We start from the raw sequence: 13,605 nt of genomic DNA, 5'->3' as shown, positions 1-13,605 counted from the left end.
AACAAGTTTGAATGCCCTCTGGCTTTATATTATTGAGGGTTTCGTGGATGCCTGGCCTTTTTCTGTCCGCCCGGTTTGTTTGGCCGGGGTTTGTTCGATCGCGGGCTTTTGGGCCCCGGCCTTCCCGGTCGATGACTTTCACCACGGGCCGATCGATAGCCGGAGGCTGACTTATGGCTGCGGCCCTGTTCATGGCCCCGGCCCGCTTCGTGGTCACGAGAGGTACGATCGCCTTCACGGCCCCGATACGTGCGGCCAGCGGCTTCACGGTCGCCTTCATGGTCACGGCGACCGCGGCCAGCTTCACGGTCACGGCGACCGCGGGCTGATTCCCGTTGATAACCCTTGCCACGGTATGCAGATTGCTGCTGTTGCTGATAAGGCTGTTGCTGCCGCTGTCGATCGCCTGCTGGTGCGGGAAGCTGGATATCAAGCTTTAAAAGCTCCTGCAATCCGCGCCAGGCAGCGCTATAGACATCGTACTTGGCGGCTTTGATCGAATCGAACACAGCCTGTTTGGGAAGGTACAATTCACTGGCTACGGAGACGATATCACCGCTCTTGCGATAAACATCAATGATTTTACGCTGGCGCTCGGTCATCGCCTCATTCATCTCATGGATAAAGTAGAACAGGGCATTAATGGCCTCATTCACTTCGAATCCCTGAAAAACTATATACTGTCCAGTCTTTCTGGCCTGAGTCATGGCCCCCCTGGCAGCATAGAAGCATCCGCCGGGCTCCTTTTCCTGGGGAGACCCCAGTGCTCCGAGCCCGATCCCGATGTGGGTTCCCACATCTTTTCCGAATTCCTCTTCGTAGAGAGCCAGAAAGTCCTGCATGGGGAAACTCCGGTCAACTGCGGCCTTGAATTCCGTATCGGTGATGATCATGAAATCAACTTTGATGGTGTCGCGAAATGTGGTGTTGATCTTGTCCATCAGCATCCGCAGGCGTCCCAGCAACTGCCCGCGGCTGGGAAGATCCTGTAAACCGATAAGATCTGCGAAAATGCCAATAGATAAGGATTGCGATTCATTTTTCATGGGTTATGACCTTTTGACCTCTGATTTTGCCCCGTCATATGTTCCCGGGTTTTGTCCCTGTACCTGTTCAGTGATAATCCCACTGATAACCTCGGTGATAATTCAAGGCTCTCATAATACCATGTTATAAGAATATAGCAAGCATTTTCGAGACTGCCGGATTTCAGGCATTCCATCATATCCCATCATAATTTTTGTGTACCCTTTTACGGTCATAGCTGGTATAATGCATTGATATGTATGAACCAAGAATATACCGCCACGGGTGCCAGTCTGACGACCTGACTTCTTTCCCGGTTGTCGTCAGGGAGACGGATTTGTTTATTCTGGCAGAGAAAAATTTGCAGGAGCAGGCGCGAAAAGCGACGCTGAGCTGCCGGGCTGTGCTGGAGCAGTACATCGGCCAAAACCCTGTCTTTCTGACCAGCCTGGAGCCTCTGCCCGATGACAGCAATGCCACAGGGATTGTCTCCTCCATGATCCTGGCCAGCCGGAAGGCCGGAGTCGGGCCGATGGCGGCAGTAGCCGGTGCCGTAGCGGAACATGTCGGCCGGGAACTCCTTAATCATTGTCAGCAGGTCATTGTTGAGAATGGCGGAGATATATTTCTGTGCAGCTCCATACAACGCCGGGTGAGAATATTTGCCGGGAAATCTCCCTTCAGTAATAAAATTTCCCTGGAAATCGAGCCTGAATGGTCCCCCCTGGGCATATGCACCTCTTCCGGGACCGTCGGGCACTCCCTGAGCTTTGGCCAGGCGGACGCCGTAGTGATCATTTCCCCATCTGCCGCCCTGGCCGATGCCGCTGCCACCGCGATCGGCAACATGGTCAAGACCACGGAAGACATCGATCAGGCCCTGGCCGCTGCTCAAATGATCGAGGGAGTGGAAGGTGCAGTCATTATCAAGGATGACCGGGCAGGATTCTGGGGAAAGGTAAATATAAGGCGGAGTTAATCAATCATTATTTTGCAGCGAGGTGTATGATGTACGCAGGAGCCGGAATTAATCCGGTGAAAAATTCACGGGTGCTGGTAGCCATGAGCGGCGGGGTGGATTCCTCGACAGCCGCCTGCCTGCTGGTCAGGCAGGGCCATGAGGTAGCAGGAGCTCACCTCATGCTGCCGAAATTTTCTTCTTCCGGCAGCGGTGAATCTCGACCTGCTCTCACCAGCCGGGAAACTCACCAGGGAGCCGAGGATGCTCAAAGAGTCTGCCGGAAGCTGGACATTCCTTTTTATGCTATCGATGTCCGGCAGGAATTCCAGAAGGAGGTAGTCGAGTATTTCTGCCGGGAATATCTGGCTGGCAGGACGCCAAACCCCTGCATTCCCTGCAATCGGGGGATAAAATTCGGCGCTCTCCTTGACACAGCCCGCGCGATGGGGTTTGATTTTCTGGCCACCGGCCATTATGTATCCCTGGCTCAAGACCCGGAATCAAAAAGATTCTATTTGCAGCGGGCCAGGGATGAGCGCAAGGACCAGTCCTATTTCCTCTATACCCTGACGCAGGCACAGCTTCGGCATATTCTGTTTCCCCTGGGTTCATATACTAAGGAAGATATCCGAATCATGGCCAGAGAGTTTGATCTGCCGGTGCATGATAAGCCGGAAAGCCAGGAAATCTGCTTCCTCCCGCAGGGTGATTATACCGGATTTTTAAGGAGCCGGAAAGAGTATCAGGACAGGGGCAGCGGGCCGATTCTGAACCGGCAGGGAGAAGTGCTCGGCAGCCATAAGGGGATTTACTCCTACACGATCGGCCAGCGCCGGGGGCTTGGCCTCTATAACCCATCACCGTTATATGTCCTTTCCATCGACCCGGAACGAAATGCCGTTATCGTCGGCGCTGAAACCGAGACGTACCGCCATGAGCTGATAGCTACCCGGATGAACTGGATGCTGACCGATGCACCCGGAGACCCCCTGGCAGCCTGGGCACAGATCCGCTACCGGCACAGGCCCCGTCCGGTAATCATCGTACCCCTGGAAAATCAGGACGATGATGCGGTATTGGTCCGCTTCCAGGAGCCGGAAAAATCAATCGCCAGAGGGCAGTCTGTGGTTTTCTACCAGGGAGATAAGGTCCTGGGCGGCGGGGTGATTGACCGCGTGCTGTTATGATTATAAAACTTTGTTGCTGCTTATACGTACAGAGGTCTTTTTTACCCTGACAGGGGATGAGGGTATGGTCCCATAGGTTCGGACCAATGACAGCTAGGTTCTGGAATGCTGCCGCTAACAGCTTCCGGGATCGACTATTTCTTAAATAACATAAGCAAGGTGAAAATTGCTCCTGTATAGGCAATCAAAAGACCGGCAACCCAACCGACAACCCATTTAACTGTGCTGGTTTTTGCCTGCTCTATCTCCGATCTGACTTTCTCTATTTCCAGTTTGACCGATTCTATTTCTTTGGTCAGTTTAAGCTCGGTTTCAGATAGTCTAGTATCAACTTTCTGGATATCACTTCTAACTTCCCGGACATCATCTCTAACTTCCCGGACATCATCTCTAACTTCCCGGACATCATCTTTCGCTGCCAATTCCCGTTTATGGTCACTTATCAGCGCTTCAATATCCTTCACTACTAACTGAGCCTTTTCCTTGCCGAAGGTTCCTGAAAAGATATCGAATAATTCCATTACCTCGATGCTCATCGTGTGGCTACCTTTTGTTTTTGAGATTCAACCCAGTTTAAAATTTCGTTCTTCTCAAATACCCACCGCTTACCAATTTTGTAAGCCGGGATAGCTTTTAACCTGAGCAGCTTCTTGATGTATGGGATGCTCAGGGTTAGAAATTCCGCTACCTGCTTTGTGGTCATAAATTCTTTATTTTCCATATCTTCTCCTTAAGATAATATCGTCAATATCTATCAGTATCCTTAGTATACCTAAAAATATTATGGTAATCAAACGAAATTTCACTATGACACATCATTATCCTGTCAGGTTTTCTTATCCTTAAAAGCCCCTTTATTTCCGGCCTCTGGTGGGAAAGTAAATCGTTCTCAACCTGGTGGGAAATCTCGAAACGTCCAGCCAAAAGAGAAGACCTTGCCCATTTGACAGTTACCATTACCTCCTGACTCCTCACTTCTGTCTCCTGGCTCCTGCTCCTAAAACAAATGTCCGACGCTGATATAAAATTTGCCGATTGGCTCTCCCTCCCTCCGATCCAGAATCCAGGCGTGGTCCAGCCGGATCGGACCGACCGGGGTAACCAGCCGAAGCCCAAGGCCTGCACTGGCCCGCATCGTAGCCAGGTCCAGTTCTTTCGGGCTGTCCCAGACATTACCGGCATCACAGAAAATGAGGCTGTCCAGTTGCCGGTAGAGGTCATATCTCAGCTCCAGGGTATTGACCAGAGATACCCGCCCGCCGGTAGGAACATCCTCATCCTCAGTCCGCGGACCAAGGGAATCCTCGAGGTATCCCCGGACACTGTTCAGTCCTCCGGCATAAAACCGCTCTTGAATGGGAAGTTTATCGTGAAGGGGTACCCAGGCGTTACCGCCGCTTGTTTCAAGAGCAAGTACCAGCCTGCGGGAGAGAGAGAAAAATTCGGCAGTCGAGATTGTCAGCTTCGAGAAATTGCTTTCTCCCGATAGAAATCCTCCGGCAAATTCAAATCCGACCTGAGCATAGATTCCCCGCCGGGGATCAAAGAAACTGTCACGGGTATCGAACGAGAGTGCCGGCTTGAGGCTGCTGATGGTCAGCTCCCGGTCAGACTCAGGGATATCGGTATCATCCAGGGCAGCATCCACGTTATGCAGCCTGGCACTCTCAAGGCGGTAGGTGAGGGAAATTTTTGTGGTTTTGTTAAGCGATCTTCCCAGACGGATTTTCAGACCGTTCTGGCGAAGGTCATAGCCGGTTTTCTCATCGTAATTATCGAACAGGTCGAGATTGCCATCCACTTTCTGCCTGGGCAGCAGCAGGGGATCATGGAGACCCAGGGTAACTTTCCGGGCATACTGGACGCCGTCAGAAAGATTGTACTGCTTGCCGATGCCCGAATATTCGAGTCTCAGGGTGGTACCCAGCGAGGTTCCGGCCACGTTGTCTTCCCGAAGCTCCAGGTACCCCCGGTATCCCTGGCTCGAATTGAAGCCAACTCCGAGGTTGGCCCGGCCGGTATTCATCTCTTCCACTTCCACCAGAATGTCAGTTTTCCGCTCCTGTTTTTCAAGACCGATCGGCTTTACCCTGACAGCCCGGAAGATGCCAAGATCACTGAGATTTTTATTGCTTTCGACAACCTTCTGATAGCTGAAGGCTTCTCCTTCCGAAAAATCGAGGGATTCCCGAATGACGGGATACCGTGTCCTGACATTCCCCCGGATAATGGATTTGCCGAAAAACGCCTCCGACCCCTCGTCGATCGTATAGGTGATTTCCACTGAACCCTTCTCCTTATGGAAATCGACCCTGGGGGTTATTTTGACAAAAACATAGCCGTTGTTGGTATAGAAAATAGCCAGTCTTTTCCTATCTTCCTGCCACTTTTTTTCTGTAAAAAAGGTTCCCGGCCGCAAGGTCAGGTTTGCTTCCAGCACCGAATCCTGAAAGAGGCGATTTCCCTGAAAAGAAACCCGCTCCACCACCACCCGGGGACCCTCCCGGATGGAAACCGTTTTGGAAATACGCCTTCGGTCAGGGCTCAAGGTAGTTTCCCCGTCACTGACCTCAGCCCAGGGATACCCCTCAAAGGCATACAGGGCCTTTATGGCTTTCAGGTCCTCCTCATAGACCAGCCGGTTAAAAGCGTTTCGCTGAAACGGGGTTATCTTCTGGAGGATCAGCATCTGCCCGCGCAGTTTCTTGCTGGAAATGCCCTGGTTGCCGCTGAAGGTAATCCGGTCCAGAAAGACCCTCTCTCCCTCCTGAATATGGAAAGTAATCCGGACTTCCCCATTATCGGCAATCTTTTTTTCATACGAAGCATCGATAAATAAAAAACCCTTCTCCAGATAGAGCCCTTTGATATCCTCGATACTTTCCTGAAGATCGAATTCGGCAAAGGAGCGGTTTTCATAGAGCGTGATTTTACTGCGAAGCTGTGCATCCTTTATGGCGTGATTTCCCTGAAAGCTTACCTGAACCTTCCTGCCGCGGTCGATGATGATCTTTAAAAGTGCATTTTCCGCCGAGCGGGGAACCACCCGATAGCTGACCTTCGCTTTCAGGAATCCCTGGTTAACCAGAATACTCTCCATCTGCCGGATATTCTTTTTGAGTTTGACCTCCCGCAGGATATTTCCCGCATACATGCCCAGAATGCTCTGAAAGGCAAAGACATCTTTGATTGGCTTTCCATTTTCCTCAAATTCCACTTCCTGGACTTTGGTTCGCCATCCCTTCTCGATCCGGAAGGTGACTTTGACCTTCTGCCGTAAGCTGGATTCCTTCGACCGGATCGATACCCTGGCCTGATAATACCCTTCAGAGCGGTAGAGCTGTTCAATATCACGGGCACTCTGCTGAAGGTTTGCAGGATTGAAGCAGTCGCCTATCCGGGCGCTGATGACTTTATTGACTTCGTTCTTGAACAGGGGATAGTTACCGGAAATATTGATGTCTTCGATGATGGGCTGTTTCTGAACGATTACCTTCAGCCTGACGCCGGAAGTATCCGCTTCTTTTTCTACCTGGACAGAAGAAAATATGTTCAGCATCCTGATCCGGCTGATACCCTGATCGATTTTTTTCTGGCTGAACATGTCGCCGACCTGCACGTCAAGAAGATATTGGATTTGAGGCTTGATAGCCGGATCATTGACCTCGATTCGAAGGTCGGTTACCGCCCGGTTGGAAAATACGGCTTCATCTTCCGCTGACCAGGAAGCTGAGGGCAGGATCAGCAGGAGAGATGTAAGAATAACGACGGCTAAAAAGCTACACCAGACTTTTGACATTTCAAATCCTGGCTTCTTTCTGGGCTGAAAAAAGAATATTAACCACGAAACACACGAAATACACGAAAGTATTTTTTTGTGCTTTTCGTGTGTTTCGTGGTTCAAATTATTCATCCTAAAATTCGAAGCTCAGGTTCAGATCAAGTGAATAGGTGCCCAGATCATCCTGGGAGCCGATCAGCTTGACATAATCGGACAGTTTATAACCGGCCTCGGCAATTTCCCGCTCTTCCACATTGGCCGGGATGGAGTATTTCAATTGCAGCCGCTTGGTGATATCCCGTCCCACGGTAATCTTTTCAACCTCCCCGCTTTCCTCTCCTACCTTAAACTTGAAGAGGTCCAGCCGGAAAAGATCGCGGTTCAGGAGTTTGGCCCGGAAAAGGTCAATACCGGAAAAGCTGGTCACCCGATTTCCGAAGATATCGGAAAGCACCGGGGTCCCCCCCACGGTTACCTGCTCGCCTGACTCCCCTCCCCCACCGCCGTCGGAGCTGATGCCCAGGGCAATCATGTTCAGGATATCCGTCTGGGAAAGGTAGGGCGAAGAGGACAGGCGGATCTGGGGATCGTCGATCGGGCCGAAAATGTTGGCTGAAATCTGGTAGGCATCGATGTCTGCCACGGCCAGAATGTCCAGCGTGGGACTGTGCTGCTGCGGGTCGGTCAGTTCCAGAAGCCCGGAAACGATCTGAAACTTGTTCCCTCCCAGGAGGATAGCCCCGTTCATGGTCCGGATCTGGCCTTCCGGATAGGGATTGGGATTATTTCCTTTGACGGCGAAGTCCGATCTGGCAATTTCCGCAGTAAAGAACGAGCTTTTTACCCATACGTTCTGGGGTATGCTGACCCTGATATCGTACGACATATTGTTGAGCCATTCAAGGCCTGATGTCTGGAAGCTGCTCAGGCTTTTCTCATCGATGTCGATCCTTCGCCGTTTGGTCAGGAGGGCCTGCAAAAATCCGACATCCCGGTGATATCTTCCCTCCTGGACCTCGACCACTCCACTCAGGTCGGAGTACTCTTTGCCGCCCTGCCAGTGCAGATCTCCCTTCAGGAGGAATTTGTACCGCGACGGAGAAGCCAGGAGAATATCCTCTCCCCTGAGATTGAGATCGACCGAGGTAATGGCAAGGCCCTGCCAGTCAAGCTTTCCATCCAGAGAAACCCGGCCTTCATGGCACGTGCCGGTAAGACCGGGAATGGTTATCGTCTGCTCGCCGATCAGCAGGTCTCCCTGGATATCCTCGATCCGCCGGTTGAGCAGGGGCAGATCGAACGAGCAATCAACGGCCTTCAGCCTGCCCGAAAGCCGGGGTGCGTCCATCCGGCCTTTCAGGGAAAAATCGAATTGCAGGTTTCCGGTAGAGCCGGAAAGCAATTTGCACTTTTGCTCCAGATAGGTCATGGGGACAGCGCCGGAGAAGGAAATATTCAATTGTTTATGCTGATCAGCTTCACCACGGATCCTGGCTTCAACGCCTTCTCCGACAAAGGAGCTGTCAGAAATGAAAATCCGTCCCTGCCGGTAAGCGATAGTAAAAGGCTGGCTGGCGGTGAAGTTATGCAGCGGCGTCTGGATGGCTGCCTGCGTGGCTAAAAACTCTCCCTCACTCTGCTCGAAATCGCGCAGGCAGCCGGAGGCCCTGACCTTGCCGGAGAGCCCGACAAAGATTTTCCCCCCCCCGGCCAGGAGATGATTGTTTTTGGGGTCCTGATAGAGTGCTTTCCGTTGAATCATGCCATACAGGTTAGCCAGGTCCTGCTCGACCTTCAACTGAGGGATCCGGCCATCGAGCTGGTAGGAAATTCCCTGGTTCAGATTTCCCCGGACCGAAAAGGTATTCTCCCCTGCCCTCACCTCTCCCTGATACTCGTTCCCCTGCATATGGATCGCGGCCATCATCTGGTCCAGACTGAAACCTTCATACTGGGGCTGGCGGACCGTGAGCTCCCAGTTCCAGTCCCCGGAGCCGATCGCTCCGCTCCCCTGGACCTGGAAAGATGATCGTCCTTCCAGGGGTATCTTGTGCTCCCGGATCGGAGTCAGACAGGAAAGGTTCCAGTCTTGCGAGGTAAACCGGAAAAAGGAAGCCGGGACGTTATGATGGACGGGAATGATCAATTCGGCCATGACCTTTTGCCGGCCCTTCCAGCCAACCGTCTGATCAAGGTGAAAGGTGTGCGCATCCACATCGAACCTGCTGGTTACGGTATCAAATTGCTGCTTGAGGAATGGATGCCGTTTATCGGCAATGGACCATTCTCCGGTTGTCACCTCTCCCTGTCCGAAAAACAGCCTGGGGGTGTGGGGCAGAATCTGGAAATCCGAGGTGCAGGCCATTCTTCCCTTGATCAGGACCGGGGCATGCAGGCTCAGGATTTTTTCAAGATCGTCATAGTAGATCGGATCAGCTTCGGCGTGCAGGGTCCCCTGCCCGTTCCGGGTGGAAATTTTTCCATCGATGGAAACACGGGTCTGATTTTGCAGCAGGTTAAGGTGAGAGAGAATGACGGATTTTTTATCGTAGGTGATCATGCCCTCAACCGTCTGGGCGGAGTATCTCTTAAAGACCGCATCCTTCCAGACCAGTGAACCGCAAATCCGGGGGTCTGAAAAAGCACCGGCCATATCTCCTGAAAAAGATAATTCCCCTCCCGTATTTTCCATGAGCGGCCAGAGCGTGGACAGATAAGCGACATTATTGAGGTGAAGATCGAAACGAAGATTTTTCAAGTTTTCGCGTGCCGAAAGATTAAAATCCCCATGAAAATCCAGAGCATTTCCAGCCAGCTTCAGGCTGGAGCTGGTGAAATGGAGGCTTTTTTCCCCTGCAAGGGAAAATTTCGTTTGCCAGAAAAGCGGGCTGCCCTGAGCCCTCCGGTCACTGAACCGCAGGTCGAATTCCCCTGATCCAGACAACCGGCAGCTCTGAAGCAGTGCTCCCTGGAAGGAAACCTTCCCTTTGACATCAGGGAATTTGCGGCGGATGATATCAAGGGGAAATGTGCGGCCACGGGATGTCGGCACCAGGCGATCCAGTTTCAGGTCATCGAGAGAAGCGGCCAGAGAAAATGTGCGTTTGGGGAGAAAAAATTCAGCCTGCCCCGAAACTGTGCCTGACAGAGTGGAGAAGGAAACCCGGCTCAGAGTGATTTTCCCCTTCTCGATCAGGTAGCGGGATTCCAGGTTATCGATCGCAGGAAATGCCTGCCCCGCTGTCCTGCCCGATGACTTCCCCCGGATTTCAGGAGTAAGCCTGGCCACATGGAGCGTTCCCTTGAGCAGGGGGCTTTCAAGAGGTCCTTCGATCTTTCCCTTGACAATGAGGGGAGAGCTGCTGAAGGGAAGACTGGGCCATAAAGACTGGATCCTCTTGCCGTTGATCTGCCCCTGATAAAATACGGCAAGACCAGGAGTTTGGCCACCGGAGTACGACAATTCACCCTCCAGGGAGATGTTTTCCTCTCCTTTCTCCGCAGCCAGGGTGAAGGAATCGAGGCTCAGAGCATCTTTCCCAAGATGCACACTGGCTCGGGGCAGGGTGAAGCATTCATCCCGCTTTTGCCCGGTGATTCTTATGCCGGGAACATGAACCTGCAGTGCGATCGGACCCTTGGGGGGGAACTCTGCGGAAAGCTCGATCTGCCGGAAAATTACCTCCCTGCCTGCTTTCGGAAAATCCATCTGAAAATGGCTGTCCACTATCCGGACCTTTCTCACATAAGCATTTGCCTTCATGAGAGTGCCCAGCACAAGCTCACCTTCCAGGGGAATCTTGTCATAAGGATACTTCTTATCGAAAGCATCCGGTGCGATCCATGATCCCTGCAGGCCTTCAATTTTTACCCGTGAGAACAGGAGCCTGCCGGTGTTGAAAATATTCTTGAAGCTGTAGCGGGCCTGGATTTTTTTTACCGATAAGGATACTGGCTGTGCCTGTTTATTGGGGAAAAACGATACCCCTTCAAAAACAAGCATGTTCCGAAGGAGATCGAGCCTGACCTTTTCCCATTTGACCTGTCCGGAAAGATTTTCTAAAATTCTGGCATTAATTGCAGACAGTAATTTTTTTTCCAGGCAATTTGTACCAAACCGAATACCCAGAGGGAGACTACCGATAATAATAAAGAGAATAAGGGTCGCAGAGATAACAATGACTTTTTTCAGCCTGGTCATGATTGGTAGAGAAATAATCCCTCGATTTTGTGAATTTGGGCGTTGGATCGTCGCGGTTAAAATAATTAATAATAGCCAAGTTCAATGAGATAGTCAATTACGTAAGTGCCCGCATAAGCTGGGAGGGTACAGATGGTCAGGAGATGGGCGCTCAATATTCAAAGATAATCATTTTCTCTCTTGACTTTACTGGTTAAATTTGCTAAACATTTTTTCGGAATTCATTGAAAAACTCTCAACCTGTTGTCTTTCAAGGGAGGACCAATGGCAACGAACAAGTCGTCATCAACAACAAAAACCGCAGATAACCGTCCAAAAAGAAAGAGGGTATATTTTACCTTTCACTCACCGGAAGCCCACAATGTTTCTTTGGTGGGTGATTTCAATAATTGGGACTACACCCAGAGCATGAAGAAAGACAAGGATGGTAATTGGAAAGCGAGACTGGATCTGGAACCGGGCAGATACCAATATCGCTATCTCGTGGATGGTGAATGGCGGAATGACCCTCAATGCACGAAATTCGAACCGAATCAGTTTGGTACTGAAAACTGCATTCTGGAGGTCGTAAGTAATAGTTAGGATGAAAATTGAGAAGACCAGGAGAGAGTGGTCAGTGATCAGTAAAAAACAGAAAACTGATACGTGATAACTTCTCTCCTGACTTCTGCCTGCTGGCTTTATTCTGCCTTCTGCCTTCTGGCTCCTGACTCCTGCTTTTTTACCCTATTTCCAGGCCAAAGGAGGCGGGCAAGAAAGATTCCCGGAACTGGCGATTAAAAAAATCATCGGTCATACCGCTGATAAAATCGACCACCATTCTCTCAGGAGAAGTATTGCAGAAATAAACCTGATCCAGGTTATCGAGAAAAAACCTGTAGATCGGGGAGTTTTTCTGCCCTTCCTTCAGGTCATTGAGATACCGCTCGAACAGCAGCTCGAACATTCTTTTAATCTTGGTATTCTGGGCCTTTATCCGGGGATTGAGATAGATGGCCCGGTAGTTGAATTCCTTTAATTCCCTGAGGGCTTCAAATATCTGAGGGCTCAGGCAGAGATAATCCTTATCGAAGCTGTTTTCAATCAGGTCGAGAACCAGGGCATTGATGATCGTATCGTTCCGGTCGCCCAGAACCTTGACGACCCGGGCCGGGAGGTCTTCTCTTCTGATGAGCTTCACGGTAATGGCATCCTCGATATCCCGCCCGATGTAGGCGATGATGTCGGAAATACGGACTGCCATGCCTTCCAGGGTCATGGGACGAAATTTCCTGCCATAAGCCTCCTCATGGTATCCCCGCTGATAATCTTCCAGGAAGGATGTCCAGGTTTTCCGGTAATCCGGCAGCAGAACCTGATTCTCCATCTCTCCGTTATGGGACATGATGCCGTCAAGAACCTGAAGAGAAATATTGAGGCCATGACCCCGGTTTTCGATCTCCCGCAGCAGCCGGACACTTTGAAGGTTATGAAAAAAGTGGCCGATCCCATGCCGGATGCACAGTTGATCGAGGTAGGCTTCTCCATCATGGCCATAGGGTGCATGTCCGATATCATGACCGAGAGCAATCGCTTCGATCAGATCCTCGTTCAGCCTGAGGCATCGTCCGATGACCCGGGCGATTTTGGAAACAAACTGCACGTGAAGAACCCGATGGGTGATATGGTCATTTTCAAACAGAAAGAAAACCTGGGCCTTATCAATGTACCGTGAGTATGCCAGCGAATGGATGATCTTGTCGGTGTCGTGAAAGAATATCGGCCTGATATTCAGGTGATCGGCAATTTTTTCCCGTTCCGGCTCCTGTCGGCTTCCTGAGTGGCTTTTACAGGCATAAGGAGAAAGGGTTTTCTCCTCCCTTTGCTGATTATTTCGAATAATCTCCTGAGCAAGTAAGGACAATTGCGATTCACCCATCTTTTCTATCAGCCTTGTCTCTTCCGAGACTCTACCAGGATAATTCCTCAAAGCGGATTCCCTTAACTAAAGTGATGGGAACCACAAATAACAGGCCGGTTCCGGGCTTGTCAAAATCGATAATTTTATCAAGGATGTTTACTGCATCCTTCAGGATCTCGTCATTATGAATTACCGAAAAAATCATTTTATTGTAGTCGGATGTCTTGATCGATTTTCGCAATCCGGCAAAAAGCGGAATCCGGTAAGCCAGGGTCCGGCCCATGCCCACGCTGTCAACGATCGTGGCACCGGTGATGCCGGCCTCGACAAAGGCTTCCAGCACTTCATCCAAAAGCTCCTCTTTATTTAATACGAGAACTAAAAGATGCATCTACGGGTTCCCCTTCCGCACAGAATGTACTTACTGTTATTCCTTCTCCTTTGCGGCTGATACATAAAAGTCAGGATATTGGGTAAGGCATTAATATATCGACACATTTTTATTGTAAATGATCCCACTTCATTTGTCAATTACCGAAAAAGAACAAA

At 50.8% G+C, this 13,605-nt stretch carries 11 protein-coding genes; 3 read left to right on the top strand and 8 right to left on the bottom strand.

Annotated elements, in window-relative coordinates; all coding sequences use genetic code 11:
* Positions 1-29: 29 nt before the first annotated feature.
* Entirely contained in the window at positions 30-1,046 is a 1,017-nt protein-coding gene (locus tag AB1611_20680) for a hypothetical protein (GenBank protein ID MEW6381999.1), read from the bottom strand.
* Positions 1,047-1,282: 236 nt separating this feature from the next.
* On the opposite strand from AB1611_20680, the gene AB1611_20675 reads away from it, so the two are divergent.
* Together AB1611_20675 and mnmA are read left to right on the top strand one after the other, a co-directional pair.
* Entirely contained in the window at positions 1,283-2,005 is a 723-nt protein-coding gene (locus AB1611_20675; GenBank protein MEW6381998.1) for a UPF0280 family protein, read from the top strand.
* Positions 2,006-2,031: 26 nt separating this feature from the next.
* On the top strand, positions 2,032-3,174 hold the full coding sequence (mnmA, locus tag AB1611_20670; GenBank protein ID MEW6381997.1) for a tRNA 2-thiouridine(34) synthase MnmA: 1,143 nt from the start codon (positions 2,032-2,034) through the stop codon (positions 3,172-3,174).
* Positions 3,175-3,308: 134 nt separating this feature from the next.
* Here mnmA and AB1611_20665 read toward each other — a convergent pair whose 3' ends face one another.
* From AB1611_20665 to AB1611_20645, 5 genes are all read right to left on the bottom strand, one after another.
* A complete protein-coding gene (locus tag AB1611_20665) occupies positions 3,309-3,710 on the bottom strand; it encodes a hypothetical protein (protein ID MEW6381996.1) in 402 nt (133 codons plus the stop codon).
* Positions 3,707-3,895 carry a helix-turn-helix domain-containing protein gene (locus AB1611_20660; GenBank protein MEW6381995.1) on the bottom strand — a complete coding sequence of 63 codons (189 nt, stop codon included), beginning with the start codon at positions 3,893-3,895 and terminating at the stop codon, positions 3,707-3,709. Before AB1611_20660 ends, AB1611_20665 begins: the two co-directional genes overlap by 4 nt.
* A 23-nt stretch (positions 3,896-3,918) precedes the next feature.
* A complete protein-coding gene (locus tag AB1611_20655; protein ID MEW6381994.1) occupies positions 3,919-4,149 on the bottom strand; it encodes a hypothetical protein in 231 nt (76 codons plus the stop codon).
* A 22-nt stretch (positions 4,150-4,171) separates the two neighbouring features.
* The gene (gene bamA / locus AB1611_20650; GenBank protein MEW6381993.1) at positions 4,172-6,973 is read right to left on the bottom strand and encodes an outer membrane protein assembly factor BamA; all 2,802 of its coding nucleotides are present in this window, start codon (positions 6,971-6,973) and stop codon (positions 4,172-4,174) included.
* Between the two features lie 115 nt (positions 6,974-7,088).
* Positions 7,089-11,156 carry a translocation/assembly module TamB domain-containing protein gene (locus tag AB1611_20645; GenBank protein ID MEW6381992.1) on the bottom strand — a complete coding sequence of 1,356 codons (4,068 nt, stop codon included), beginning with the start codon at positions 11,154-11,156 and terminating at the stop codon, positions 7,089-7,091.
* Positions 11,157-11,420: 264 nt separating this feature from the next.
* Here AB1611_20645 and AB1611_20640 point away from each other — a divergent pair, with 264 nt between their 5' ends.
* On the top strand, positions 11,421-11,738 hold the full coding sequence (locus AB1611_20640; GenBank protein MEW6381991.1) for an isoamylase early set domain-containing protein: 318 nt from the start codon (positions 11,421-11,423) through the stop codon (positions 11,736-11,738).
* 139 nt (positions 11,739-11,877) lie between these two features.
* Here the strand turns inward: AB1611_20640 and AB1611_20635 are convergent, their stop codons facing one another.
* Both AB1611_20635 and AB1611_20630 read right to left on the bottom strand, forming a co-directional pair.
* Positions 11,878-13,059 (bottom strand): HD domain-containing protein, encoded by a 1,182-nt coding sequence (locus AB1611_20635; GenBank protein MEW6381990.1) that lies wholly within the window; start codon positions 13,057-13,059, stop codon positions 11,878-11,880.
* Between the two features lie 46 nt (positions 13,060-13,105).
* On the bottom strand, positions 13,106-13,447 hold the full coding sequence (locus tag AB1611_20630) for a P-II family nitrogen regulator (GenBank protein ID MEW6381989.1): 342 nt from the start codon (positions 13,445-13,447) through the stop codon (positions 13,106-13,108).
* Positions 13,448-13,605: the final 158 nt, after the last annotated feature.

Source organism: bacterium, assembly GCA_040755755.1.
Taxonomy (GTDB): Bacteria; SZUA-182; SZUA-182; order DTGQ01; family DTGQ01; genus DTGQ01.
The sequence above is the reverse complement of the archived record's forward strand: the minus strand, read 5'-3'. Positions and strand labels throughout refer to the sequence as shown.

Bases quoted from the DNA above. Each gene is read 5' to 3' on its own strand.
- AB1611_20680 (MEW6381999.1), bottom strand. From the start codon at position 1,046: ATGAAAAATGAATCGCAATCCTTATCTATTGGCATTTTCGCAGATCTT.
- AB1611_20645 (MEW6381992.1), bottom strand. From the start codon at position 11,156: ATGACCAGGCTGAAAAAAGTCATTGTTATCTCTGCGACCCTTATTCTC.
- mnmA (MEW6381997.1), top strand. From the start codon at position 2,032: ATGATGTACGCAGGAGCCGGAATTAATCCGGTGAAAAATTCACGGGTG.
- AB1611_20665 (MEW6381996.1), bottom strand. From the start codon at position 3,710: ATGAGCATCGAGGTAATGGAATTATTCGATATCTTTTCAGGAACCTTC.
- AB1611_20630 (MEW6381989.1), bottom strand. From the start codon at position 13,447: ATGCATCTTTTAGTTCTCGTATTAAATAAAGAGGAGCTTTTGGATGAA.
- AB1611_20660 (MEW6381995.1), bottom strand. From the start codon at position 3,895: ATGGAAAATAAAGAATTTATGACCACAAAGCAGGTAGCGGAATTTCTA.
- AB1611_20675 (MEW6381998.1), top strand. From the start codon at position 1,283: ATGTATGAACCAAGAATATACCGCCACGGGTGCCAGTCTGACGACCTG.
- AB1611_20640 (MEW6381991.1), top strand. From the start codon at position 11,421: ATGGCAACGAACAAGTCGTCATCAACAACAAAAACCGCAGATAACCGT.
- bamA (MEW6381993.1), bottom strand. From the start codon at position 6,973: ATGTCAAAAGTCTGGTGTAGCTTTTTAGCCGTCGTTATTCTTACATCT.